The sequence below is a fragment of the Bradyrhizobium sp. U531 genome, from assembly GCF_051710265.1.
In the GTDB taxonomy this organism is placed as follows: Bacteria; Pseudomonadota; Alphaproteobacteria; order Rhizobiales; family Xanthobacteraceae; genus Bradyrhizobium.
The window spans coordinates 16,230-42,781 of record NZ_JASVEN010000002.1; the positions used below are offsets into that span (position 1 = coordinate 16,230).

The window sequence follows — 26,552 nt, forward strand, 5'->3', positions numbered from 1 at the left end:
GGCCTCCCGTCACCTAAAAAGTGCGAAAACAACCCCATGCACAGTAGAACGGCATTGGAATCACTGGAGAATTTTCGACGAAAATTGGCCATCACGTCCTCCGCTGGGGATCGACGATGTCGCGCAGGCCGTCGCCGAGGAGATTGAAGCAGAACACGGCGATCATCAGCGCGAGGCCGGGGAACAGCGCGATCCACCATTCGCCTGACACCATGAATCCTGCGCCTTCCGCGACCATGATGCCCCATTCCGCCGTCGGCGGGCGGACGCCGAGACCGATGAACGACAGGCCCGCGGCGTTGAGGATGGCGTAGCCCATGGTCAGCGACATCTGCACGATCATGATCGGCATGATGTTCGGCAGGATGTGCACCAGCAGGATGCGGAATTCGCCATTGCCGGACAGGCGCGCGGCCTGCACGAAGCCCACATTGCGGCGGACATTGGCTTCGGCGCGCGCCACACGGGCGTAGAGCGGGAAGTTGACGATGGCGGTGGCCAGGATGATGTTCTGCACGGTGTTGCCGAGCGCGGCGACGATGCCCATCGCGAGCACGAATAGCGGAAAGGCCATGATGGTGTCGGCGATGCGGCCGACGATGCGATCGGTCCAGCCGCCGAAATAGCCGGCGGCGATGCCGGCGAGCCCGCCCATCAGGAACACCAGCACGACGGAGGCGACCGCGATGAACGCATCGAGCCGCGTTGCCACGATGACCCGGCTGAAGATGTCGCGGCCGAGCTGGTCCGTGCCGAACCAGTGCGCCGCCGACGGCGGTTTAAGCGCTGCGGCGGTATCCGAGGCGAGGGGATCGTAGGGCACGACGTAGGGGCCGAAGATCGCGGCGAGGAGAATGACGATCAGCAGGGCGAAGGAAAAGCCCGTGACCTTGTTCTCGCTGAGAACGTAGCGAGTCTGTTCGATGACGGCTGATAGTCCCGACGTCCGCGCGGGACCGACGGGTTCAACAGCAGGCGCAACGGAGCTCATGGCTCTCTCCTTTGGCGCATGATCTGATCGGAAAACCGGCCTCCACTTTTCCGGATCATGCGCTAACCCTCCAACCTGACGCGCGGATCGATCACGCCGTAGAGAATGTCGATCACGAGATTGAGCAGCACGTACATGACCGCCATGGTCAGCACGAAGCCCTGCACAGGCGCGAAGTCCGAGGAGATCAGCGCTTCGACCGCGTACGAGCCGATGCCGGGCCACGCGAACACTTTTTCGACCAGCACGTTGGCGCCGAGCAGGAAGGAGAACACCATGCTGAGCGTGGTGATGACGGGCAGCATCGCGTTGCGGAACGCATAGGTGACGATCACGGTCGACGGCGACAGGCCGCTGGCGCGTGCGGTGCGGACGAATTCGCTCGCGAGCACCGCGAGCATCGAGGCGCGCGTCATGCGCGCGATCGGCGCCAGCGAGAAGATCGCGAGCGTCGTCGCGGGCAGGATGAGCTGGCTCAGGGCCGAGCGGAACGCCTCGAAATCGCGCGCGATCAGCGTGTCGATCAGATAGAAGCCCGTCACGGTCGGCGGCGCGCTGTAGAACACGTCGAGACGGCCGAGCGGTGCGGGTGACCAGCCCAGGCGGAAATAGAAGACGTAGACCAGCACGAGGCCGGTGAAGAACACCGGCAGCGAGACGCCCGCTGTCGTCGTCACGCGACATAAATGGTCAACCCATGATCCCGGGCGCGTCGCCGCGAGCACGCCGAGCGGGATGGCGATGACGACGGAGACGATCAGGCCGAGCAGCGTCAACTCGGCGGAGGCCGGCAGGCGATTGCGGATCTCGGCCGCGACCGGCTGGCCTGTCGTCAACGAGTTGCCGAAATCGCCGTGGGCGAGATCGTTGGTGTAGCGGAAGAACTGTTCGATCAGCGGTTTGTCGAGGCCGAGCTTCTTGCGGATCTGCTCGACGGCTTCCTTGGTCGCGGCGGGACCGGCGAAGTAGGCAGCGGGATCGCCCGGCAGCGCACGCGTCAGCAGGAAGGTGACGATGACGACGCCGATCAGCGAGGGAATCGCGAACATCAGGCGCTTGCCGATCATGGTCAGCATGTGACGGCACTCCTGAGGTGAAATTGAAGTACAGCCGCGTACTCCACTGCGCCCCCTCTCCCCTTGTGGGAGAGGGTTGGGGTGAGGGGTGGCCGCAAGCGAGGGCGGAGTTCGTGGCTCCCCCTCACCCGTCTCGCCGCTCCGCGGCGAGCCACCCTCTCCCACAAGGGGAGAGGGTCAAGGAGAGTTGCGCTCACTCCACCCATAACAACTCACCCCTTCACCAGCGCGCGATAATCCAGCCGCCGGTGGAACCAGTATTGGTAGCCGCTGATGTTCTTCTGCATCGCGACGTTGACGAAGGGCTGGTACAGTGGGATGCGCGGGATGTCGGTGTAGGCGAGATCGACGAAGCCCTTCACGTCCTTGTCGTAGGTCGCTGTGTCGCCGCTCGCGGCGGCGGTGCGTGCGCCGTCGATCAGCTTGTCCATCTCCGCCGACTTGTAGCTCATGGTGTTGAAGACGGAATTGTTGCCGTGATAGCACCAGTAGAAGAAGTATTCGGGATAATCGAGCCAGCCCGAGAACACGTTGGTGAAGAGCGGCATCTCCTTCTTGTTCAGCTCGGTGCGCCAGTTGGCGCCGGGCACCTTGTTGATGGTGGTCTTGATTCCGATCTGCGCGAGGCTCTCCTGCACAAGCACGCAGAGCGGCTCGTTGACGCCGGCGAAGTTCAGGTCGAACGAGATTGTGGTCTCGAAGCCGCCGGCCATGCCGGCCTCCGCCATCAGCGCCTTCGCCTTCTCGATGTCGGTGTTGTATTTGTGCGGCTGCGGCCAGGCGACTTCGGTGGGCTTGTCCTTCGCCGCGCCGAACATCGGGTTGGCGAGGCCGAACATCACGGCGTCCATGATCTTCTGGTAGGGCAGCGCGTAGGCGACGGCCTGACGCACCTTCGGATTGTCGAAGGGCGGCTTGGTGACGTTCATGCCGATATACTGGATGCCGTTGGAGAACGGCAGCGACACCACGTTGAGCTTGCCGTTGGCCTTCATCTCCTGGAAGTCCTTGTTCGGCAGCTCGTAGGAGATGTCGGCATCACCGCGCTCCAGCAGCGCGCGGCGGTTACCGGCCTGCGGCACCATGCGCCAGATCACGCGCTTGATCTTCGGCAGCGGACCGCAGACCCAGTCGTCGTTGCGCTCCATGATGACTTCGGTGCCAGCGGTCCACTTCGTCACCTTGTAGGCGCCGGAGCCCGCGGTCTGCTGCTTGGTGAACTCGAGGCCCCAGGGATCCTTCTCGCTGGCGTTCTTCTTCACCAGCTCGGAGTTGACGATGCAGGGCACGATCACGGCGAGATCGGGGATCGTCAGCCTGTCCTTCTTCAGGAAGTCGACGCGCACGGTGTGGTCGTCGATCACGACGAACTGCTCCGGCTTGGTCAGCGAGCCCGCGCTCATCTGGAAGGTGGGGAAGCCGCCGACGCTGACGGCGCGGTCGAGCGACCACTTCACGTCCTTCGCCGTCACCGGCGTGCCGTCGTGGAATTTGGCGTTCTTGCGCAGCTTGAAGGTGACCGACATGTCGTCGATCCTAAAGTCCTCGGCAAGCTCGCCCTTGAACTTGTCGCGGTCGTAATAGGGCACACCGCCGGGGCCGCTCTTCATCTCGTGGCTGATCAGCCGGTCGTAGCAATTCCAGGACACCTCATAGCCGGGCACGTTGGTGCCGACGCCGTGGATGTCGAGATTGTTGGGGCCTCCTTCGGAGACGATCAGCAGCGTCTCGGAGCGGGCGTCGGCATAGGCGGTGGAGATCACCTGCGGCATCGCCGGAAGCGCCGCTCCGGCGGCCAACCCGGACACGGACTTGAGGAAATCGCGACGCTTCATTGAAATGCTCCAACGCAATGTTTTCGTTGGAACCGGATTCGCAAGGTTCGTGCCAAGGCTTAAGGGAAGCTTAAGGCGCGCGTAAGCGATTGATAAAGCGAGAAATACAGATGTTTTTGATCGCGGGCCACCGACGAACGAGACCAATCTGTGCATACAAAGAAGGGATAATGATTATAAATTAGGCAATAAAATTTGGAAGCCTGATTTGTCACCAAGTGCGCTGGGCGCCTCATCCCGCGGGCTGCGGCCTCAAGGGAATCAGGATTCGTGCAGCAAGCTCGTCATTGCGAGCGCAGCGAAGCAATCCAGACTTTCTCCGCGGCGGCAGCCTGGATTGCTTCGTCGCGAGGGCTCCTCGCAATGACGGCGGTGATGGAGCGCTCAGCCCGCCCAGATCAGCTCCTGCAGTTCGACCAGATCCGCCGCCTTGTCCTGCCAGCCCTCGATGCAGATGTGGGCGTTGAGGTCGCTGGCGCGGTGCAGCAGCATCAGGGCCATCAGGCGGCGCTTGAGCGCGAAGTCCGGCTTCGCGTAACCAAAACCTCCAAGCAGGCTCTTCACCCGGCCAGGCCGGCCCGCGGCCATGAAGGCGCTGGGGCCGAGCAAATCGTAATCGCGCCATCCCGCCAGGACATCGCCGAAGTCGAACAGCCCTTTGAGCGACCATTCGCCGTCGTCGCAAGCGAGCAGAAAATTCTCCGGGATGTATTCGCCGATCAGGATCACCGGCGGCGCATCCATCGGAATGAGCGTTTTCGCATCGCGCAGGAGATCGTCGAGGCCTGCGAGGAATTTTGGCGCGAGGCCGAGACGCGTGTGTCGCGCGCGGCAGCCCTGCATCTGCTTGCGCATGAACTCATCCCAGCGCGGCTCGATGGCAGCGAGCGGGCCGAGCGGGGCGCGCTGGACGCTCGCGATGGTCTCGCCGATCTGGCGCAGCACGCGCTCCTTCTGGTCTTCCGGCAATTGCGGCCAGACCTCCGAGCCGAGCGTGCCTGATAGCCGCGTGATGACCAGATAAGACCAGCCGTCGCGCGCGCCTTCCGCGACGATCTCCGGGATCGGCAGATGAAGACGGCCCGCAAGCTGTGTCAGCGAGCCGCGCTCGGAGACGAACTGAGCATGCAAGAGCGGCGGGAAGATCTTCAGGATCAGATTTTCGCCGAGACCGACCACCAGATTGGTGCCGGTCGCAAACACATGCGGCGCGCTGGTGTCGAGGCCATGGCCGCGCGCGATGTCGAGCGCGACCGGCAGCCAGCGCGGCGCATCGGAGCGGAAGGCGCGGAAGTTTTCGGCATCGGTGAGGTGAGGGAGTGTCATCGGCATTGCAAACTCAATCAGAGCAAATCCCGTCGCGGCCATCCTTCGAGACGCCCGCTTTGCGGGCTCCTCAGGATGAGGCGCTGAGTGCGCGGCAGCATGATCGACATGCACCAGCGCTGCTTAGCCTCATCCTGAGGAGCCCGCCCGAAGGCGGGCGTCTCGAAGGACGAGGCGCGCGCTCAGACCCCTACCTGTCCGGACTTGCGCGCTCGAACTGCCGCAGCAGCTTGTTGCCGCGCTCGACGGCGGAATCGAGTGCTGCCTGCGCGCTCTTCTGGCCGGCGAAGGCCTGCTCCAGCTCGTCCTCGATCGCGCCGCGGATCAGCACGAAGGAGCCGAGCCTTATGCCCTTTGAATTTTCCGTCGGCGGATGCAGCGTGATCTCCTCGAACGAGATCGCCGAGCCGGGATTGCGCTCGTAGAAACCTTGCGCGCGCGTCAGCTCGGACGCGGCGCGGGTGATCGGCAGATAGCCGGTGTTCTGGTGCCAGGCGGCCTGCACGCCGGGCTGCGACAGATAGGCGAAGAACCGTGCCACGCCTTTGTACTCCTCGCGCGGCCGGTCGCGCAGCACCCACAGCGTGGCGCCGCCGATGATCGAGTTCTGCGGCGCGTCCTTCACGTCGGGCCAGTACGGCATCATGCCGTAGCCGATCTCGAATTTCGAGTTCGCCCTGATGTCGGCGCGCGTCGCCGAGGAGCCGATGAAGATGCCGCATTCGCCTCGCTGGAAGCGCGGCTCGGCCGCCTGCCCGCGGCCGCCATAGTCGAACAGCTTGGTCTTCTGCCATTCGGCGAGCTGGGCGACGTGCTTGACGACGAGCGGATTGTTGATGGTCAATTCCGCGTCGAGGCCGCCAAAGCCATTCGTGCGCGTGGCCAGCGGCAGATTGTGGAACGCCGAAAAATTCTCGACATGGATCCAGGACGGCCATGACGTGGTGAAGCCGCACGCCGCGCCGCGATCACGCAGGCGCTTTGCAGCCGCGCCGAGCTCGGGCCAGGTCTTCGGCGGCGTCTCCGGATCGAGCCCGGCGTCGCGGAACATGGTCTTGTTGTAATAGAGGATCGGCGTCGAGGAGTTGAACGGGAACGACAGGAGATTGCCGGCCGCGTCGGTGTAATAGCCGGAGACCGCGGGCAAATAGTCCGTCAGCGAGAACGGCTCGCGCTGGTCCCGCATCAGGCTGTACACCGGATAGATCGCGCCCTTGGCCGCGGTCATGGTGGCGGTGGCGACCTCGTTGACCTGGACGATCGCGGGCTGGCTGCGCGAGCGGAAGGCGAAGATCGCAGCCGTCACGGTCTCGGTGTAATTGCCCTTGTAGGCAGGCACGATGCGGTAATCGGACTGTGAGGCGTTGAAATCGGACGCGAGCTTCTCGAGCTGCTTGCCGAGCTCGCCGGACATGGCGTGCCACCAGGCGATGTCGGTGGCGGCTTGCGCCTTCGAAACGAACGCGAGGGCCGTGAGGACGGCAACGACCGGCAAAAGGCGCAATGCTGAAATCACGATGGCTCTTCCATCTGGAGCGGCAAGCGGCGACCGCCCCTGCTTAAGGCGCGGCATATCCGGTTTCAACCGGGAATGAAGGGCAGCCGCGCCGCACAATCATCCGGGGGCCGAAGCGGGATGGCCTTCCCTCAACCATCTGCTAAAGCCCCGTTCCGACCGGAACGGGGCTTTAGTTTCTTAATTTAACGCGTTTTCTTCACGCGAACCGGTATCCACTTCGCTTGAAAACGCTTTAGATTGCATTGAACCTTTTGCTCCCGCCATAGACTCCACCACTGAGGGGTTGAGTGTGCCAGTGCTGAGCCGTGCCGAACTCTCGCGGACCGGGGTCTTCTTCGTCGCGCTTCTGCTCGCCGCAGTCTCGTTGAGCATGCGCGCGACGGGCGCGGTCGCGCGCGAGTTTCGCGCCGCCGATACCCAGACCGAGAATTACCCGACCGTCCAGGCGTTGCGCTACATGGGCGCCCTGATCGCCGAGCGCAGCGGCGGCCGCCACGAAATCAAGGTGTTCCACTCCCGCCAGCTCGGCGAGGAAAAGGAGACCATCGAGCAGACCCGGGCCGGCGCGATCGACCTCAACCGAACCAATGTCGCCCTGATCGGCAATTTCGTTCCGGCGATGAACGTGCTCGCCATGCCGTTCCTGTTCCGGTCCATCGAGCACATGCAGAAGGTGCTGGACGGGCCTGTCGGCAGCGAGATCCTGAACAGTTTCGAGCCGTACGGCTTCGTCGGGCTCGCCTTCTACGATTCCGGCGCGCGGTCGATCTACAACGGTGTCCGCCCCGTGAGGAGCATCGCCGATCTCAAGGGATTGCGGATCCGGGTGCAGCAGTCGGAGTTGATGAGCCAGATGATCCGCGCGCTCGGTGCCGAGCCGGTCGAGCTTCCTTACGGGCAGGTCCTCACCGGGCTCGCCAACCATTTGATCGACGGCGCCGAAAACAACTGGCCATCCTTCGTGACGACAGACCATTACAAGCACGCCGGCCACTACACCCTCACCGAGCACACGATGAGCCCCGAGGTGCTGGTGATCTCCTTGAAGGCCTGGCAGAGCCTGTCGGCGGACGACCAGAAGATCTTCCGCGAGGCCGCGCAGCGCTCCAGCCGGTTCATGCGCGAGAAATGGCGCGACCTCGAGGAGCAGTCGCAGCGCCAGGCGCAGGAAGCCGGCGTCACCATCGTCAGGGACATCGACCGCAAGCCGTTCGAGGATGCGATGGCCCCGATCTACGCCAGGGCCGCGCGCGATCCCGCCGCGGCCGCGCTGATCGAACGTATTCGCAAGGTGGAGTGAGCCGCGTTGGCTGCACTTGGACATCACGAGCACGCGGACAGGCCGGCCGGCCCGATCGGGCGGCTGCGCGCGCGCCTCGTCGGTGTGCTGCGGGCGGTGCCGATCCGCTGGCGCATCCTGTCGATCGCCGCGCTGAACTCCGCCGTGGTGGTGGTGCTGGTGGCGATGATCTGGAACGGCGCGCAGGTGCTGGGCTCGGCCTGGGACGACGTCCGCCAGGTCCGCGAGTCCGACCGGATCCTGGCGCTGCTCGAAAGCGAGACCGGGCGCCTGCACAATCTGATCCACCGCTACATCAACCAGCCGAGCCCGGACCTGTTCGCCGAGATCCTGCTGCTGCGCGAGGCGGTGCTGGGCACACTGACCAACCGCGCCGCCAAGGACCCGATGCTGTCGGGCTCGGTCGAGGAGCTCGAGCGCACCACCGACCGCTTCCTCAACGGCTTCGGCGAGCTACGCAGCGTGCAGGCCACCATCGCCAGGACTTATGAGGACCAGGTGCAGGGCCCGGCCCGGGACATGGCGGGCCTCTACTCCATCATCGAAGGCGCCACCGGCCATCGCGACGCGCTGATCTGGCCCTCGCTCGGAAAATCCCGCGAGGCCTTCACCGCGATGCTGGTGGCGGCCAATTCCTATTATCTGTCGCTGCAGACGGGCGCGGCCGACGACGCCCGCCGCAACACCGAGACGATCGAGAAGACCATCCCGGTCATGATCGACCTTGCCGACAACGATCTGCAGCGCATGGCGCTGCAGCGGCTCGGGGCCCGCACCGCCGCGCTGCGCGAGGGCTTTGCAAAGCTCTCCGAGCAACTCGCGAGCCGCACCGAGCTCTTGCGCAACACCATCGACGCCAGCCAGGCCGAGGCGATCGGCGCCATCGACGACCTCTCCACCAAGATGCGCCAGCGCGAGCAGAAGGCGCAGGAGACCTTCGACCGCACGCTGGCGGATATTTCCCGGCGGGTGCTCTCGATCGCGGTGATCTTCCTCGGCATCATCCTCACCGCCGGCGTGATGATCGCGCTGTCGATCCGGCTGCCGCTGCAGCAGATCATGACCGCGATGCGCGCGATCACGCTCGGCGACCTCGACCGCGAGGTGCAAGGCACCAAGGCCCGCGACGAGGTCGGAGCCATGGCGCGCGCCGTGGAGGTGTTCCGCGAGAACGCGATCGCCAAGCGCGAGACCGAGGACGAGCTGCGCGCATCGAAGGAGAAAGCCGAAAGCGCGCTGCTCGAGCTCAACGCCGCGCAGCAGAACCTGATCGACGCCGAGCGGCTGGCGGCGCTCGGCGGCCTCGTCGCCGGCGTCGCGCACGAGGTCAACAATCCCATCGGCATCAGCCTCACGGTCGCCTCCAGCTTTGCCCGGCGCACCGAGATCTTCGAGGCCCAGCTCAAGGGCGACGGCGGCCTGCGCCGCTCGCAGCTGGAGGAATTCGTGCAGTCCTCGCGCGACGCCTCGCAGCAGCTCGTCGCCAACCTTCAGCGCGCCGGCGAGCTGATCCAGTCGTTCAAGCAGGTCGCGGTCGACCGCTCCCATGCCGAGCGGCGGCAATTCTCGCTCAGCGAGGCCACCGACCAGATCATCGCCAGCCTCCGCCCGGTCCTGAAGCGCTCGCCGATCACGCTGCAGGTCGACGTGCCCGAGGGGCTGCTGCTCGACGGCTATCCCGGCTCCTATGGCCAGATCCTGACCAATCTCTTCCTCAACGCCGCCAACCACGCCTTCGCCGACGGGCGGGCCGGCACCATCACGGTTTCGGCGCGGCCGCGCGGGACCGAGGACATCGAGATCATCTTCACCGACGACGGGGCCGGCATGACCCCCGACGTGCAGCGCCAGGCCTTTGACCCTTTCTTTACCACCCGGCGCAATGAAGGCGGCACGGGCCTCGGCCTGCATATCGTCTATAACCTCGTCTCCCAGCAGCTCGGGGGCCGCATGATGCTGGAATCCAAGCTGGGACAAGGCACTACTTTTCGCATTATCATGCCCCGGGTCGCCAAGGGCGGCGCGCAGAGCACAGAAAGTGACGGGACTTCTCAATGGCCGAACAGGACGATGTCCTCCACCTGATCGACGATACCGGTACCGCGTCGGAGGATAGCAATGCCCGGAAGTGGAAAATCGCCGTCATCGACGACGATCCGGCGGTGCATGACGGCACCCGTTTCGCCCTCTCGGACTACAGCCTGAACGGCCAGGGCCTCGAGATCCTGTCGGCCTATTCCGCGGCGGAAGGCCGCAAGCTGATGGCCGAGCACGGCGACATCGCCGCCGTGCTGCTCGACGTCATCATGGAGACCGACGTCGCCGGCCTCGAGCTGGTCGAGTTCATCCGCAACGAGATCCGCAACGAGACCGTGCGCATCATCCTGCGCACCGGCCAGCCCGGCCAGGCGCCGGAGCGGCGCGTGATCGTGCAGTACGACATCAACGACTACAAGGCCAAGACCGAGCTCACCGCGGACAAGCTGTTCACCTCGCTGACCGCGGCGCTGCGCTCCTATCAACAGCTCGAGCGCATGGTGCAGACGCGCCGCGGCCTCGAGATCATCATCGACGCGGCCTCGACGCTGTACGACTTCAAGTCGATGCAGCGCCTCGCCGAGGGCGTGCTGACCCAGCTCGCCTCGCTGCTTAACGCCGATTGTGCCGGTATACTGGTTTTGCGCGACAATGGCGGCATCGACCCCGAGCTTTCGGTGCTCGCCGGCAGCGGCTGCTACAGCCGTTTCATCGGCACCACGTCGTCCAGGGCACTCGACCCCGAACTTCGAACGATGGTGGAAGCCGCCTTCCAGGGCCGCAAGAACGAATTCGCCGACCATCGCAGCGTGATTTACTTGCGCACGGGATCTGGCCGCGAGGTCGTGGTGCTGCTGCAGGCCGAGCGCGAATTGTCCGAGACCGACCGCTCGCTGGTCGAGATCTTCTCCTCAAGGCTTTCGATCGCCTTCGACAACGTCATCCTCTATCAGCAGCTCCAGGACGCCAACACCCAGTTGGAAGACCGCGTCGCCCAGCGCACCCGCGCCCTGATGCAGGCCAACCGCCGCCTCTCCGCGCAATGGCTGCGGCTGCAGCGCGCCAACGGCTTCAAGAACGAGATTTTGGGCACCGTCGCGCACGATCTGAAGAACCCGCTCGGGGTCATTCTCGGCCGCACCGAGATGCTGAAGGAGTTGATCTCCACCGGCGCTTCGGAAGCCGGCGTGGTCGCCCAGGTCGACCACATCCGCGACGCCACCAAGCGCCTGACCACGATGGTCGACCATCTGATCTCGGATGCGATGGCCGATGCCTTCGACATCACCATCCGCCGCGAGCCGGTCGACGTCGCCGCTTTGGTCAAGGAGGTTGCCGAGGCCAACCAGCCGCTCGCCGTCAACAAGCAGCAGGCGATCAGCGTCACCGCGCCACCCAACATCGTCACCATGTGCGACACCGACCGCATCCGCGAGGCGATCGACAACCTCATCAGCAACGCCATCAAATATTCCCCCATCGGCGGCAGGATCGACGTCGCCGTCAGCCACGAGGCCAGCGACACCATCATCCGCGTCAGCGACGAGGGCGCCGGCCTGTCGCCGGAGGATCTCGGCCGTCTGTTCGGCCGCTTCCAGCGGCTGTCGGCCAAGCCGACCGCCGGCGAGAGCTCGACCGGGCTCGGGCTGTCGATCGTCAAGCGCATCGTCGACATGCATGGCGGCGAGGTGACCGCCGACAGCGGCGGGCCCGGCAAGGGCTCGACCTTCACCATCACCCTCCCCGCGACCGAACTGCCGTGATCCGGAGACCATGACCCAAAGCCAGCACATCATGATCGTCGACGACGAGGCCCCGGCCAGGGAAATGGTCGGCGATTATCTCAAGATGCACGGCTTCACCGTGACGCTGTGCGACGGCGGCAAGTCGCTCCGCGCGGCGATCCAGGGCAGCATGCCCGATCTCGTCGTGCTCGACCTCAACATGCCCGAGGAAGACGGGCTGTCGATCATCCGCGACCTCAAGAGCCGCATCAACGTGCCCGTGATCATGCTGACGGCGACGGCGAGCCCGATCGACCGCGTCGTCGGCCTCGAGCTCGGCGCCGACGATTACGTGGCGAAACCCTGCGAGCTGCGCGAGCTGATGGCTCGCATCCGCTCGGTGCTGCGCAGGAGCGCGCCGGCCAGGACGGCGGCACCGGAAGCTGCAGCGGCGAAATCGGACAAGGAGCAATTGGTACGCTTCGGCACCAAATGGCTCGATCTCGAAGCCCAGGCCTTGCGCGACGACGAGGGCAACGAGCATCCGCTGACCGCGTCCGAGTTCGGGCTCTTGAAGGTGTTCGCGGCCAATCCGAAGCGCGTGCTGTCGCGCGAACGCTTGCTTGAACTCGCCAATGCGCGCGACGCCGAAGCCTTCGACCGCGCCGTGGACCTGCGCATCATGCGCATCCGCCGCAAGATCGAGCCCGATCCGGCCAAGCCGGCCGTGATCCGCACCATCCGCGGCGGCGGCTATCTGTTCTCGCCACAGGGCGAGAAGGCGTAGGGGCCCCACACTCCGCTGTCGTCCCGGGTTCGCTTCGCGCCCCGGGACGACAGCGGTGGGTGCGGCGCGACCGAACGCAATCCCCCCAAATACGTTCCCGGCGTCGCTGGCCGCGTCAAAACACCCACCCCCGTATTTTCCGTATATTGAAATTACTCGCTTTTTTGCCTCGAATGTTTCGTCGCGGCTCCTCCGACGAAACAATTTGGCGGCGCACGAAACCATTTTCCCCTTTTCGTGCAGACGTCCCGAAACGTTGGCTCATTAACACTTTGGTCCAAGGAAACGCCGCTCGGTTGCGGCGCACCGAGGAGCCAAGTCAATGCCGAACGTCATCGCCATCAACGCCCAGGCCAGCCAGAGCATCATCGCCGCTCAGGCGACTTCGGACGACATGCTCCTCGAGAGCATTGCCGACGGCAACCGGACGGCCATGCACATCCTTTATTGCCGTCACAATGTGCGCGTGTACCGCTTCATCCTGCGCATCGTGCGTGACGCCACCGCCGCCGAAGACCTCGTCAGCCAGGTGTTTCTGGATGTCTGGCGCACCGCCGGCCAGTTCCAGGGCCGCTCGCAGGTCTCGACCTGGCTGCTTTCGATCGCCCGTTTCAAGGCGCTGACCGCGATGCGCCAGCGCCGCTTCGAGGACATCGACCAGGAAGACGTGCGCCAGATTCCCGACGATTGCGATACGCCGGAGACATCGCTCGACCGCAGCGACACCAGCGCCATCCTGCGCGCCTGCGTGCAGAAGCTGTCGCCCGCGCATCGCGAGATCATCAACCTCGTCTACTACCACGAGAAGTCGGTGGAAGAGGTCGGCCAGATCATCGGCATTCCCCAGAGCACGGTGAAGACCCGGATGTTCTACGCCCGCAAGCAGCTGGCCGAATTGCTTAAGGGCGCCGGCGTCGAGCGTTTCGCCGCCTGAGGCCAAGGATTTCAAGGGGATAGAGCCCGATAGCGGCCCTTTCCCCGGACACGGAAGTGTTACCGCCCACGAAACAATTGAAACAAAGCACAACATCAGGCGGAAAAACTTCCCCCCTATAAAGCTCACATACGGTTTCGTTAAACCTCCCAAGACCTCCAGCGACCCGGACGATGCCCCCGTCCGGGTCGTTTTGTATTTGGGGGATGGTTGCCGCAGGCTCCGGCCTCTTCCGCCTGCGGGAGAGGCCGACGCGCCCCGGGCGATGCGAAGCATCGTCCCGCGTGCGGCGGGTGAGGGTTCTCACCGCGCGGGGACATCCTCCGCAATTCCTGGCAATCCCAATGCGGAGACAGCCCCCACCCCAGCCCTCCCCCGCAAGCGGGAAGGGGGCGCACCGCCCGTGCAATCGGCAGCGTCTCCCCCGTCACGAAGGCGTGACGCCGCGTAACGCGCCGCGCATCCCATCCGAACTGCTCTCGTGACCTCCACCACGAGTGCGCCATGCTCGAACTGCTGTTCGCTCTCCTCGCCGGCATCCTCACCATCGCCGCGCCCTGCACGCTGCCGATGCTGCCGATCCTGCTCGGCGCCTCGATCGGGCGCGCGGGGCATCTGCGCCCCCTCATGATCGCGCTCGGCTTCGTCGTGTCCTTCTCGGCGGTCGCGCTGCTGCTCGGCGCGCTGACGCGGCTGTTCGATTTCGACCCGAATGTGCTGCGCGAGGCGGCGTCGATCCTGCTGATCGGCTTCGGCCTGTTGATGCTGTGGCCGGCGCCGTTCGAATGGCTGTCGATCCGGCTCAATGGCTGGCTCGATCTCGGCAACGCAGGCGGCGCGCAGCGCGAGGGCGCGCTCGGCGGGCTGATCCTCGGCACCACGCTCGGCCTGGTCTGGACGCCCTGCGCCGGCCCGGTGCTCGGCTCGATCCTGACGCTGGTTGCGACCCAGAAGAACGCCGCCTGGGCCGGCACGCTGCTGATCGCCTACGCGTTCGGCGCGGCGATCCCGATGCTGGCGATCGCCTATGGCGGACAGGCCGCGACCACGCGCGTGCGCAGCCTCGCCCGCATCTCGCCGCGGCTGCAGCAGGGCTTTGGTGTCGTCGTGATCGCCTTCGCGGTCGCCGCCTATTTCCAATACGACACGCTGATCGTGGCGTGGCTCACCGGCTTCTACCCCACCGGCCAGATCGGCCTGTGAACAATCTGCAACTCGAACCGGAGGACTCGTTCATGACTTTCAAACTGCTCGCCGTCTCAGCCGCACTTGTTGGCCTCGCCGTCACCGGCGCCGTCATCCCCGGCTTCTGCGATGAGGCCACGCCCGCCGCACCGATCCAGGTCGCCGCCGCCAGTCAGCAGACGGCGCCCGACTTCGCCGGCATCAACAACTGGTTCAATTCCAAGCCGCTCAGCATGGCCGACCTCCGCGGCAAGGTCGTGCTGGTCGATTTCTGGACCTATGGCTGCGTCAACTGCGTCAACACGCTGCCGCACGTCACCGAGCTCTACGCCAAATACCGCGACAAGGGCCTGGTCGTGGTCGGCGTGCACACGCCGGAATTCCCGTTCGAGCGCTCCGCCTCCAACGTGCAGGCCGCGCTGAAGCGCCACGGCATCACCTATCCGGTGGCGCAGGACAATGATTCCAGGACCTGGAACGCCTACAGCAACCAGTATTGGCCGGCGCAATACATCATCGACCAGACCGGCAAGATCGTGTTCCAGCACGCCGGCGAGGGCCGCTATGACGAGATCGACCGCACCGTGGCCAAGCTGCTGAACGCGAGCAGCTGAGCACGACAACAATCCTGAGGTTGCTGCAGGGATCAGACACTCTTCCTGCTTGACTCCCCCGGCCCGTTCGCGGAGCTTCCGCCGCGACGGGGGAGTTCGACGCACGCAATGACCGACGTAACGACCGGAAACGAAATTCGTCTCCGCAAGAGTACATCTTCCGAAGGTCGCCTTGTTGGGGCCGGCTTTGCGACCTTCGTATTGTTTATTTCTGTCTGCAACCTCGCGACCTGGAACGGATACGGAGAGTTCGTTGCAGCGTTGGTCGGTCTGGTGATCGGCGTTGCAATGCTCTACGAAGCAGCCTTCGGCGCCGATGAGCTTTGGACCATCGCCCTAGACATGATCGTCGTCGAAAAGACGCGACCATTCGGCGAGCCTAACACCCGATTCATCCGGAGAGAGGAGATATCTGGAATTCGGATCAATCGCGACAAGGCCGACCCAACCTGCTTCCGCCTCGCTTTGCAACTGACGTCAGGTGAGCGCCTGATCTCGCCGCAGCTTCCGGAGGTCACGCACGTCCGTGAGACCACAGCGCGGATCGCCGAACAGCTAAGCTTCGTCGATATCGACCCTCCGGTGAACCCGCTTGACGCCACCAATTTGGAGATGCGGATCGGCGAACCTGTCCGAAAGGCCGCCGGCACAGAGCGGCGAATCGTCGCCCTGATCATCGCCGGCCTCTGCGCCATTCGCTATGCGTACAGATTCTGGAATGGCGCGCCTCTCACGACTGCCGAAATCATATTCGGGGCGGCCGTCGCCGTCATTACCCTCCTCTCCTTTCGATATGCGCACACGTCCGCCGGCGCATTCTGGATTGTCCGCCACGGCGAACTGCGCGTCGAACGGCTGACGCGTGACGGCAAGCCAATTGTTGATACGATCACAGGCGGCGACGTTGCCACGATTGGGCCGGAGCGTGACAGCAGGGCCGAGGAGGCGCGCTACGTCGTCAGGATCGACCTGTTGAGCGGGCAGAAGTTCCTCAGCCAGGGCATCGGGACGAAGGAAGAGACGCAGGCGGTGAGCGACGAGATTGCCGAACGGCTGGGGATCGCTCCTGAAGGGGTGCGCCGCTGAGTCCCGTGACCGGCGCGAGTCTCGCCCTTGTTGCTTGACTCCACGGACCCGTCCGTGGAGTTTCGCGCCACCACAATCAGCCGCCCGCGATGGACGATACAACGACCGCTCCCGACATCCGCCTTCGTGAAGGCTCCTCGATCGCGCAGCGGCTGGTGATGTCCGCTTTTGCGGCGGCCGTTGCGCTGTGCTTCACGCCCGGCCTTTTCACCCACGACACGCTGGAGATCGTCATCTCGGTGGTCGCGCTGCTGGTGGGAGCGGGATTCGTCGTCGGCATCATGATGGCGCCGGCGGTGGTGTGGATCATCACGGCGAACGAGATCCTGATCGGGCGGCAGAGTCCGTTCGGCAAGCTGCGGACGCGGATCGTCGCGAAGGACGACATCACGGCGCTGCAGGTTCCCGGCAGCAAGCGGGTGAAGGCCCGCTTTCAGCTCGTCTTCACGCTGACCTCCGGGGAGCGCCTGACGTCGCCGCCGATCTCGGACGTCACCCATGTTCATGACACCGTGGCGCGGATCGCCGCGCAGTTCGAGGTTCCCAATGTCGAGGAGCCCGTCAATCCGCTCGATGCCAGCAATCCCGAGATGCAGCTCGGCGAGCCGCTCGAGGCGTTTCCCGCACGGGACATCCGCATCGTCGCGCTGATCGCGATCGCGTTGTCGGCCGTGCCCTATGCCTACAAGCTCTGGCGCGGATGGCCGCCGAGCCATGTCGATATCCTGCTGCTGCCGCTCGGCGCGCTCGCGGCGTTCGCGGTCTACCGATACGCCAACCTCCTGACCGGCGCGTTCTGGGTGATCCGGCAGAGCGACATCCGGGTGGAACGGCTGTGGGGCGACGGCACTCCGCGTACGGACCATATCGAGGGGCAGGATGTGAAGACCATCACCGTGGACCGTCGCGGCCGCTCCGAGGACGAGCATTGCATCGTCACGATCAGGACGCGCGCGGGACGCAGGTTTCGCAGCCCGCGGATCGGCTCGCGGGTGGAGGCGCGCGCGGTGGGGACGGAGATCGTGCGGCGGCTGGGGATCGCGGCGGAGAGCAACAAGATCTGACTTTGCCAGTGGGGTCGGATGATTTGCCTCGGGCTCGGCCTGCGCCTCTCCCGCTTGCGGGAGAGGTCGCGCCGAAAGCGCGGGTGAGGGTTTTCTCCTCTTGGGGCGTCTCCCTGGAGGAGACACCCTCTCCCCGCCCCTCCCCCGCAAGCGGGGGAGGGAGCGCACCACCGCTGTGCGCCCAATCTAGGCTTTTTGCGCCATCCCCTGTTTGTGGCATTGCCCGCTCCCGTCAAAAAACCATAGGCATTCTCGTGACATACCAGGGCGGCGCGCCATCAACTTGCCATGAACTTGCCCCTCAGGTTTGATGGTTCCGAATGATTTGCGCTGTGGCAGCGGGGAGAGCATTCACATGACCGATTTTCGTCGCCTGACCGGGCTGTTCGTTGCGGCCTCCGTCGCAGCCTTGAGCCTCGTCCTGTCCACTCCCTTCGCCTCCGCGCAGCAGCCCGACCGCGGTGACGAGCCGGGCCTGGTCGCCGACGACGGCTACCAGCTCGAGCCGGAATGGCAGAAGCAGGTGGTCTACTTCCGCACCACCGAGGCGCCCGGCACGATCATCGTCTCGACCGCCGAGCGGCATCTGTACCTGGTGCAGCCCGGCGGGCGCGCGATCCGCTACGGCATCGGCGTTGGCCGCGACGGCTTTCAGTGGCAAGGCCTCGTGACCATCACCAACAAGAAGGAATGGCCGGACTGGACGCCGCCGCCGGAGATGATCCAGCGCCAGCCCTATCTGCCGCGCTTCATGGCCGGCGGCCCCGGCAATCCGCTCGGCGCCCGCGCCATGTATCTGGGCACCACGGTCTACCGCATCCACGGCACCAACCGTCCCGACACCATCGGCACCAAGGTGTCCTCGGGCTGCTTCCGCCTCGTCAACAACGACGTCGCCGACCTCTACGAGCGCGTCCCTGTCGGCACCAAGGTCGTGATCCGGCAGAAGCCCGAGCTGTAATTCCATCGTCGGAGCACGATCCCCGGGGATCGTGCTCCGCGCCCTCCCTCCCCATTCCCAGTCCCGATTTTTCGAGAGCACAACATGATGCGCACTTTTCGTGGCGGCCTGCTGATCGGGCTCGCTGTCGCCGTGCTGGTCGCCGTTCTGGCCATCATCTATGAATTCTACGACACCCGCACGCTGAAGCGCACGGTGCGCCGCGGCGAGGTGCTGTGCGGCGTCAACAAGGGCCTGCCGGGCTTCTCGTCCTCGGAGGACAACAAGAACTGGACCGGCTTCGACGTCGATTTCTGCCGCGCTGTGGCCGCGGCGATCTTCAACGACCCCGGCAAGGCGAAGTTCATCCCGCTCGACGCCGGCGAGCGCTTCAAGGAATTGCAGAGCCGGAAGGTGGATATCCTCTCGCGCAACTCGACCTGGAGCATGGCGCGCGAGCTCGACTACGACCTCTACTTCCCCGCGGTCGCCTATTACGACGGCGCTGGCTTCATGCTGCCGCGCGCGCGCAACAAGGAGACCTCGCTGGACCTGAACGGCAGCAAGGTCTGCGTCCAGTCCGGCACCACGACCGCGCTCAACGTCGCCGACTACTTCAAGGCCAACAACATGAAGTATGACGAGGTGAAGTTCGACAAGCTCGACGACGTCGTGAAGGCCTACGACACCGGCAAGTGCGACACATTCTCCGCCGACGTTTCGCAGCTCTACGCGCTCCGGCTGAACCTGACCAAGCCCGCCGACCACATGATCCTGCCGGACATGATCTCCAAGGAGCCGCTCGCCCCGGTCGTGCGCCAGCGCGACGACGACTGGATGATGATCGTGAAGTGGACGCTCTACGCGATGATCAACGCCGAGGAGCTCGGCGTCTCCTCGGAGAACATCGACGAGGCCCTGAAGTCGAAGAAGCCGGAAGTGATGCGGCTCGTCGGAACCGAAGGCAATTACGGCGAGCAGCTCGGCCTCACCAAGGACTGGGTCGTCCGCATCATCCGTCACGTCGGCAATTACGGCGAGATGTACGAGCGCAACATCGGCGAGAAGTCCAAGCTGAAGATCCCGCGCGGCATGAACCAGCTGTGGAACGCCGGCGGCGTGCAGTACGCGCCGCCGATGAGGTAAGGGGTCTATCGGCCGTCTTTGCGAGGAGCGCAGCGACGAAGCAATCCAGACTGCCTCGGCGGAAAGATTCTGGATTGCTTCGCTGCGCTCGCAATGACGAGGTTGAGGCCGGCGCTTTCCAAACATCTACTGTCATCGGCCGGCTTGACCGGGCGATCCAGTATTCCGAGACGTTAATCGTATACCGAGAGGCCGCGGCGTACTGGATCGCCCGCCTGCGCGGGCGATGACACCCAGCGCGACGCGACGATGCGCCTCAATATCCCCGCGCGCGGGCCAGTTGCTCGGTGTGGTAATTGGCATCGCCGAACAATTCCTCGCACACGCGCGCGCGCTTCATGAAGAAGCCGATGTCGAACTGGTCGGTCATGCCCATGCCGCCATGCATCTGCACGCCTTCCTGCACGGCGCGCGTCGCGGTGGTGCCGGCGCGGGCCTTTGCCACGGCGACGGCTGAGGCGGCCTTGGCGACATCCGTGTCGAGCGCCTGCAGCGCCTTCATGGTGGCGGCGCGGGTGATCTCGATGTCGACATAGAGCTCGGCGGCGCGATGCTGCAGCGCCTGGAATTCGCCGATCAGCTTGCCGAACTGCTTGCGGTTCTTCAGATACTCGACGGTGCGGTTGAAGACTTCCTCGCTGAGGCCGACCATCTCGGCGGCGACCGCGCCGCGGCCGATGTCGAGCACGCCTTCGAGCAGGCTTGCTGCCTGATCGACCTCTCCGAGCACGCTGTCGGCATTGACCTCGACGTTTGCGAACTCGATCCGCGCCGCATTATGCGCATCGACCATCACCGTGCGCTCGATCGCAACGCCCTTGGCTTTGGGATTGACCAGGAACAGCGTCAGGCCGTCACGCTCGCCGGCGGAGCCAGCCGTACGCGCGGCGACGATGAGGAGATCGGCGACGTGGCCATCGACCACCAGCGCCTTGGCGCCGGAGAGCTTGAAGCCATTGCCGGCACGCACGGCCTGCAGGCCGGTCTGCAGCGGGCGATGCTTTGCGCCCTCGTCGATCGCCAGCGTCGCCAGCAGCGAGCCGTTTGAGATCTTCGGCAGATATTCCGATTTCTGCGCGGCATTGCCGCCGCGGGTCAGCGCCGAGGCCGAGACCACCGAGGTCGCCAGGAACGGCGACGGCATCAAGGTGCGGCCGATCTCCTCCATCACGACACCGGCCTCCATGAAGCCGAGACCGCTGCCGCCAAACTCTTCCGGCACCAGCAGGCCGGCAAAGCCCATCTCGGCGAAGGAATGCCACAACTCCTTGGAGAAGCCGGTGGGATCCTTGCTGTCGCGCAAGGAGCGCAGATGCGACACCGGCGCCTTGTCGCTGATCAGTCCGCGCGCGCTGTCGCGGAGCATCGATTGTTCTTCGGTGAGGACGAGGGCCATGGGCGTGTTTCCGATTCGATAATCTATTTTGGTTCGTCATTCCGGGATGGCCCGTAGGGCCAGACCCGGAATCCATAACCACGATCGGGAGTATGGATTCCGGGCTCGCGCTGCGCGCGCCCCGGAATGACGGAGGGTGAGAGCGAGCGTCCTACGCCCCCGGCAGATCCAGGATGCGCTTGGCGACGATGCCGAGCATCACCTCCGTGGTGCCGCCCTCGATCGAGTTGGCCTTGGTGCGCAGCCAGGCGCGCGGGCGGGCGCCCTGCCTGGAGCGCTCGCTCTCCCATTCCAGCGCATCGACGCCGCCGGCCGACATCAGGATCTCGTAGCGGCGCTTGTTGAGCTCGGTGCCGTAATATTTCATCGCCGACGAGAACGCCGGATGCGCCTGGCCCGCCTTGGCCAGATCGACCGCGCGCTCGGCGCAGGCCGCAAGCGCGGCCTCGTCGACGTCGAAGGTCGCAATCTCTGCACGCAGCATGGAATCATCGAGCTTGCCTTGCGCGTCGGTGCCGACGGAATCGGCCGCGATCTGGCCGAGCGGACGGCCGACGCCGCGCTCGCCCATGCCCGAGATCATCGCCCGCTCGTGCTGCAGCAGATATTTCGCCACGTCCCAGCCGCGATTGACGGTGCCGACCACGTGCGATTTCGGCACGCGGACGCCGTCGAAGAAGGTTTCGCAGAACGGCGAATAGCCGGAGATGAGAAGGATCGGCTTGGTCGTCACGCCCTTCGAGGTCATGTCGAACAGGATGAAGCTGATGCCGTCGTGCTTCTTCGCGCTCGCATCGGTGCGGACGAGGCAGAAGATCCAGTCGGCGTAATTGGCGTAGGACGTCCAGATCTTCGAGCCCGTGATGACGAAATCATCACCGTCGCTCTCGGCGCGGGTCTGCAGCGAAGCAAGATCAGAGCCGGCGTTCGGCTCGGAATATCCCTGGCACCAGCGAATCTCGCCCGCCGCGATCTTCGGCAGATGCTCCTTTTTCTGCGCCTCATTGCCATACTTGAGCAAAGCCGGCCCTAGCATCCAGATGCCGAAGCTCGACAGCGGCGGGCGCGCGCCGATTTTTCCCATCTCGGCGCGCAGAACCTTGTGCTCGGCCGCGCTGAGGCCGCCGCCGCCATATTCCCTTGGCCAGTCCGGCACGGTCCAGCCCTTGTCGCGCATGCGCTCGAACCAGAGACGCTGCGGCTCGGACGAAAATTTCGTGTTGCGCCCGCCCCAGAACACGTCGGCATCCGACGTCGCGGGCTTGCGCATCTCGGGCGGGCAATTGGCTTCGAGCCAGGCGCGCGTCTCGTTGCGGAATGTTTCGAGCTCGGCGGTCTCGGTGTCGCTCATGGTCGTTTCCATCAATCAAAATCGACTTGTTGGGCGCGACTCTGGGCCATCGCACCGTGGAATTCAACCACTTCCGTGCCGTCGCGTTCGGCTATAGTCGCGCCAGTGGCGAGCTTGAAAACAAAGAGGAAACGACAATGCGCCTGAAACTTCTTTCGCCTGGCGAAATGAACGAGAGCCAGCGGCAGACCTATGACGAGTCGATTGCCGGCAAGCGCGGTAAGCCGCCGGCGCCGATGATGGCCTGGCTCAACAGCCCCGACATGGCCCGCCACGCCACGCGGCTCGGCGAGGTGCTGCGCTACGACACGATGTTTCCGGCAAAGCTTTCGGAGATCGCGATCCTGGTGACGGCGCGGCACTGGACCGCGCATTACGAATGGTATGCGCATAAGCGCCTCGCGCTCGCCGGCGGCATGGACCCAAAAATCATCGACGCGATCCGCGATCGTCGCACGCCCGACTTCGACGATCCCAAGGGCAGGATGATCTACGACCTCGCAAAATCGCTGCATGAAGGTCACGGCGTCGAGAAGGGGCTCTACGATCAGGCGGTCGCGCTGCTCGGCGAGCGTGGCGTCGTCGAGGTGATCGGGCTGTGCGGCTATTACACTATGGTGTCAATGACGCTGAACACGTTCGAGTTCGAGCTGCCCGAGGGCGAAGTGAAGGAGCTGGCCTAGTCTCGCAGCCTAAGGCGCAATTGCGCATCAGGAAACGATGGGTTTCGGGATCGGCCATGGCGTCATCGCGAAGCCCACCCTATGTGGATGTTTTCGAGGGAGCAGTCACATGTCGCAGAGTTCCGTTGATGCCGGCACCAGGATCGGCCACGTCCATCTCAAGGTCGCCGATCTCGATCGCGCGCTCGGATTCTATTGCGGCGTGCTCGGCTTCGAGCTGATGCAGAAGATGGGCTCGGGCGCGGCCTTCATCTCGGCCGGCGGCTATCATCACCACATCGGGCTCAACACCTGGGAGAGCAAAGGCGGCTCGCCGCCGCCGCCGGGCACCACCGGGCTCTATCACACCGCGATCCTCTATCCGACGCGCCCCGCCCTGGCGGACGCGCTGCACCGCGTGCTCACGGCTGGCATTACGCTCGATGGGGCGAGCGACCACGGCGTATCCGAGGCGCTTTACTTGCGCGATCCCGATGAGAACGGCGTGGAGCTGTATTGGGACAAGCCGCGGGAGCAATGGCCGTTCGGACCGGACGGCAAGCTGGCGATGTTCACCAAGCGGCTGGATGTGGAGGCGCTGCTGAAAGAGCGCGAGGGGTGAACTCCGATCTCTCCCCGTCATTGCGAGGAGCGTAGCGACGAAGCAATCCAGACTGCTTCCGCGGAGACATTCTGGATTGCTTCGCTACGCTCGCGATGACGGAATGTGTGGAGGCGGGCTCGTGCGTTTACGCAGGTCCCGTAGGGCGGATTAGCGAAGCGTAATCCACCACGCTTCAGCACATGCGGAGCCAGGTTGGCGGATTACGCCTTCGGCTAATCCGCCCTACGCGAGCTTCTCTCTTGGCTTTCCGCGCACCATGATCAGCGCGGCCGCCGCCACCTCCAGCGCGATGCAGAGATAGAACGGCAACGAATAGCCGCCGGACCAGTCGCGCAGGGCCCCGACCACGCCCGGGCCGAACGCATAGGTCACCTGGTTGATCGCGGTGTTGAGGCTGATCAGCACGCCGAACGCGGCTGAGTCGAACTCCTGCTGCACGATCAGCGACGGCAGCGTGATGAGGTTGCCGACCGAGAAGCCGAACACCGCGCAGGCCGCGATCAGCGCGTAGTCGTTGTGAACATTGATGACGACGAGCAGCGCGGTGGCCTGGCTGAGGAACGACAGCGCGGATGCCAGCCGCTGGTTGAGGCGGTCGATCACCAGCGAGAACAGCACCCGGCCGACCACCGCCATCGCGGTCAGAATCGCCACCGCGACGGCGGCGCGCTCGCGACCGATCACGGGATCGAGGAACGAGATCAGGTGCACGATGAAGCCGACCTGGGCGAACAGTACCAGCGCGAACGCAATGGTCACCGTGAGGAAGCCGACGTCGCGCAGCGCCCAGGCACGGATCTCCGTCGACGATTGCGGCCTGGCCTTCGCGGCCGCGTGCCGGCCATGGTGCGCGGGCGGGTGGCCGACCACGAGCAGGATCACCGGCAGGAGCAGCACCAGCATGGCACCGGCCGCGGCGTACATCGCATTGGCAAAGCCGATATATCCGATCAGCGTCACCAGCAGCGGCACGCCGACGATGCCGCCGAAGCTGGCACCGTTGAGCGCGAGGCTGATCGCCATGCCGCGCTTTCGGTCGAACCACAGGCTGATCGTGTTGGTGATCATGGCAAGACTGGTGCCGGCCCAGCCGAAGGCGAGCACGGCGTCGGCGAGATAAAGCTGCCAGGGCTCGCGCACCGCGCCGATCGCAACGGACGCGGCCGCCATCGCCAGTGTGCCGGCGATCAAGGAGAGGCGCGGGCCATAGGTCCGCACGGCTTCGCCGACGAACACGACGAGCAGCGCGCCGAACAGATAGAAGAACGTGGTGCCTGCGGAGATCAGCGTGGTCGGCCAGCCCCGCGCGCGCTGCAGCTCGGCGACATAGACGCTCTGGCCGTAGAAGCCGAGCCCCCAGCCGAAGGTCGCGAGCAGGAAGCAGACCGCGACGATGCGCCAGCCTTCGTAGCGGTATGAGGATTCGTCGATAGGGGCTGCCTGTTGGGGATTGTCGAGCATTTGCGCTTGTCCTTCGTTCCCCCGCGAGCGCTTCGCTTCACGCTCGTCTGTTCATGACGAGCATCATGTAACAACCCGGCTCCCGAAAATCACTTCGACCTGGATCGAAGTATCAACGTTGCTGACAGCCTCCTGCCAAGCTAGATCGCATCCGGGAACTCGCCCATCGCAGCCTCCAGCCGCGCCTTGCGGCGACGGGCCCAGGACACGAGCGAGAGCACGACGAGACCGAGGACCACCGGCGGGAACACCACGAGGTTCACCGCCGACCAGCCATAGCTGGCGAGCAATTGCCCGGAGGAGAACGAGCCCACCGCCATCATGCCGAACACCAGGAAGTCGTTGAAGGCCTGCACCTTGTTGCGCTCCTGCGGCCGGTGTGTCTCCAGCACCAGCGCGGAAGCGCCGACGAAGGAGAAATTCCAGCCCACGCCGAGCACGATCAGCGTGGCCCAGAAATGCATCGCGGTGAGGCCGGAGAGGCCGATGCCGGCGGCACCCGCTTCCAGCAGCAGGCCGGCGGCCACGACCTTCGGCGCGCCGAAGCGGGCGATCAGCGCGCCCGTGAAGAAGCTCGGCCCGTACATCGCGACGATGTGCCATTGAATGCCGAAATTGGAATCCGAGACTGACAGGCCGCACATCTTCATGGCGAGCGGCGCCGAGGTCATTACCAGATTCATCATGGGATAGGAGATGACCCCGCACAGCGCCGCGGCCATGAAGCGCGGCTGCGTCACCACGGTGAGCAGCGGCCGGCCGCCATGCAGGTCCGCCGGCGCGGGCTTCGGGATATCGACGCCGGCGACGATGCCCATCGCCACAAGCGCGACCGCGGCCTGCACCAGGAAGCTGAAGGCGAACAGATAGGGCGACCAAACGTCCATGGTCCATTGCACGAGTTGCGGACCGAGCACGCCGGCGAACACGCCGCCCGCCATCACCCAGGACACCGCCTTGGGCCGGTAAGCCGCGCTGGCGCCGTCGGCGGCGGCGAAGCGATAGGACTGCGCAACGGAGCCGTAGAGGCCGCCGAGGAAGGTCGCAAGGCAGAACAGCACGAACGAGCCGTGCAGGATCGCGAACGAGCCGAGCAAACCGGTGAGCGCGCCGAGGCCGGTGCCGATGACGAAAGCCACGCGGCGGCCGAAGCGGCGCGAGATCGCGCCGGTCGGCAGCGTGCCGGCCGCGAGCCCCAGCACGTACATCGACAGCGGCACGGTCGCGAGCGACATGTCGGGCGCAAGCGTCGCGCCGACGATCGAGCCGGTGGCGAAGATCACCGCCGAGTTGGCGCCGGTCAGCGCCTGCGCGGCGGCGAGGCGCACCACGTTGGCGCGCGCGCGGACGTCGTCGGCGATCTCATGGGTCGAAGTCACGTCAAGCATCGGCTTTTCCGCCCCGGGGATTTCAAGGGGCTCACTGGGGTTGGCTGATTCCCGGCACTATGGAGGGGTGCGGGTGGGCCGGCAACCGGCGCAAACGGGCGCAGG

The 26,552-nt window shown here is 64.9% G+C and carries 22 protein-coding genes; 13 read left to right on the top strand and 9 right to left on the bottom strand.

The window, feature by feature from the left end:
- Positions 1-91: 91 nt before the first annotated feature.
- From QRQ56_RS12105 to ugpB, 5 genes are all read right to left on the bottom strand, one after another.
- Positions 92-991: an ABC transporter permease gene (locus QRQ56_RS12105; protein WP_438740200.1), complete on the bottom strand. Its 900-nt coding sequence runs from the start codon at positions 989-991 to the stop codon at positions 92-94.
- A 62-nt stretch (positions 992-1,053) separates the two neighbouring features.
- Positions 1,054-2,067 (bottom strand): ABC transporter permease, encoded by a 1,014-nt coding sequence (locus QRQ56_RS12110; protein WP_145657084.1) that lies wholly within the window; start codon positions 2,065-2,067, stop codon positions 1,054-1,056.
- A gap of 212 nt (positions 2,068-2,279) precedes the next feature.
- Positions 2,280-3,902, bottom strand: coding sequence for an ABC transporter substrate-binding protein (locus tag QRQ56_RS12115; protein ID WP_438740202.1), 1,623 nt, complete (start codon positions 3,900-3,902; stop codon positions 2,280-2,282).
- A gap of 384 nt (positions 3,903-4,286) precedes the next feature.
- Positions 4,287-5,234 (bottom strand): aminoglycoside phosphotransferase family protein, encoded by a 948-nt coding sequence (locus tag QRQ56_RS12120; protein WP_438740204.1) that lies wholly within the window; start codon positions 5,232-5,234, stop codon positions 4,287-4,289.
- 184 nt (positions 5,235-5,418) lie between these two features.
- A complete protein-coding gene (gene ugpB, locus QRQ56_RS12125; protein ID WP_438740206.1) occupies positions 5,419-6,801 on the bottom strand; it encodes a sn-glycerol-3-phosphate ABC transporter substrate-binding protein UgpB in 1,383 nt (460 codons plus the stop codon).
- A 235-nt stretch (positions 6,802-7,036) separates the two neighbouring features.
- On the opposite strand from ugpB, the gene QRQ56_RS12130 reads away from it, so the two are divergent.
- From QRQ56_RS12130 to QRQ56_RS12180, 11 genes are all read left to right on the top strand, one after another.
- The gene (locus QRQ56_RS12130; protein WP_438740208.1) at positions 7,037-8,047 is read left to right on the top strand and encodes a TRAP transporter substrate-binding protein; all 1,011 of its coding nucleotides are present in this window, start codon (positions 7,037-7,039) and stop codon (positions 8,045-8,047) included.
- Positions 8,048-8,053: 6 nt separating this feature from the next.
- Positions 8,054-10,132 (top strand): ATP-binding protein, encoded by a 2,079-nt coding sequence (locus QRQ56_RS12135; RefSeq protein WP_438740210.1) that lies wholly within the window; start codon positions 8,054-8,056, stop codon positions 10,130-10,132.
- Positions 10,102-11,847 (top strand): ATP-binding response regulator, encoded by a 1,746-nt coding sequence (locus QRQ56_RS12140; RefSeq protein WP_438740212.1) that lies wholly within the window; start codon positions 10,102-10,104, stop codon positions 11,845-11,847. Before QRQ56_RS12135 ends, QRQ56_RS12140 begins: the two co-directional genes overlap by 31 nt.
- A 10-nt stretch (positions 11,848-11,857) precedes the next feature.
- Entirely contained in the window at positions 11,858-12,595 is a 738-nt protein-coding gene (locus QRQ56_RS12145; protein WP_438740213.1) for a response regulator, read from the top strand.
- Between the two features lie 322 nt (positions 12,596-12,917).
- Positions 12,918-13,529, top strand: a complete 612-nt coding sequence (locus tag QRQ56_RS12150) for a sigma-70 family RNA polymerase sigma factor (protein WP_438740214.1) — start codon at positions 12,918-12,920, stop codon at positions 13,527-13,529.
- A gap of 504 nt (positions 13,530-14,033) precedes the next feature.
- Positions 14,034-14,732, top strand: coding sequence for a cytochrome c biogenesis CcdA family protein (locus QRQ56_RS12155; RefSeq protein ID WP_438740216.1), 699 nt, complete (start codon positions 14,034-14,036; stop codon positions 14,730-14,732).
- Between the two features lie 32 nt (positions 14,733-14,764).
- The gene (locus QRQ56_RS12160) at positions 14,765-15,328 is read left to right on the top strand and encodes a redoxin domain-containing protein (protein ID WP_438740217.1); all 564 of its coding nucleotides are present in this window, start codon (positions 14,765-14,767) and stop codon (positions 15,326-15,328) included.
- A gap of 108 nt (positions 15,329-15,436) precedes the next feature.
- Positions 15,437-16,414, top strand: a complete 978-nt coding sequence (locus tag QRQ56_RS12165; RefSeq protein WP_438740218.1) for a hypothetical protein — start codon at positions 15,437-15,439, stop codon at positions 16,412-16,414.
- Positions 16,415-16,503: 89 nt separating this feature from the next.
- Entirely contained in the window at positions 16,504-17,478 is a 975-nt protein-coding gene (locus QRQ56_RS12170; RefSeq protein ID WP_438740220.1) for a hypothetical protein, read from the top strand.
- A 355-nt stretch (positions 17,479-17,833) separates the two neighbouring features.
- A complete protein-coding gene (locus tag QRQ56_RS12175; RefSeq protein WP_438740221.1) occupies positions 17,834-18,439 on the top strand; it encodes a L,D-transpeptidase family protein in 606 nt (201 codons plus the stop codon).
- An 87-nt stretch (positions 18,440-18,526) separates the two neighbouring features.
- Positions 18,527-19,564 carry an amino acid ABC transporter substrate-binding protein gene (locus QRQ56_RS12180; protein ID WP_438741447.1) on the top strand — a complete coding sequence of 346 codons (1,038 nt, stop codon included), beginning with the start codon at positions 18,527-18,529 and terminating at the stop codon, positions 19,562-19,564.
- Positions 19,565-19,820: 256 nt separating this feature from the next.
- Here QRQ56_RS12180 and QRQ56_RS12185 read toward each other — a convergent pair whose 3' ends face one another.
- Positions 19,821-20,960, bottom strand: a complete 1,140-nt coding sequence (locus QRQ56_RS12185; protein WP_438740222.1) for an acyl-CoA dehydrogenase family protein — start codon at positions 20,958-20,960, stop codon at positions 19,821-19,823.
- A gap of 151 nt (positions 20,961-21,111) precedes the next feature.
- Positions 21,112-22,311 (bottom strand): acyl-CoA dehydrogenase family protein, encoded by a 1,200-nt coding sequence (locus QRQ56_RS12190; RefSeq protein WP_438740224.1) that lies wholly within the window; start codon positions 22,309-22,311, stop codon positions 21,112-21,114.
- Between the two features lie 137 nt (positions 22,312-22,448).
- On the opposite strand from QRQ56_RS12190, the gene QRQ56_RS12195 reads away from it, so the two are divergent.
- Positions 22,449-22,994 carry a carboxymuconolactone decarboxylase family protein gene (locus QRQ56_RS12195; protein ID WP_438740226.1) on the top strand — a complete coding sequence of 182 codons (546 nt, stop codon included), beginning with the start codon at positions 22,449-22,451 and terminating at the stop codon, positions 22,992-22,994.
- Positions 22,995-23,103: 109 nt separating this feature from the next.
- Entirely contained in the window at positions 23,104-23,595 is a 492-nt protein-coding gene (locus QRQ56_RS12200; RefSeq protein WP_438740228.1) for a VOC family protein, read from the top strand.
- Positions 23,596-23,820: 225 nt separating this feature from the next.
- On the opposite strand, the gene QRQ56_RS12205 is transcribed toward QRQ56_RS12200, so the two are convergent.
- Together QRQ56_RS12205 and QRQ56_RS12210 are read right to left on the bottom strand one after the other, a co-directional pair.
- Positions 23,821-25,059, bottom strand: a complete 1,239-nt coding sequence (locus QRQ56_RS12205) for an MFS transporter (RefSeq protein ID WP_438740230.1) — start codon at positions 25,057-25,059, stop codon at positions 23,821-23,823.
- 140 nt (positions 25,060-25,199) lie between these two features.
- Positions 25,200-26,447, bottom strand: coding sequence for an MFS transporter (locus tag QRQ56_RS12210; protein WP_438740232.1), 1,248 nt, complete (start codon positions 26,445-26,447; stop codon positions 25,200-25,202).
- Positions 26,448-26,552: the final 105 nt, after the last annotated feature.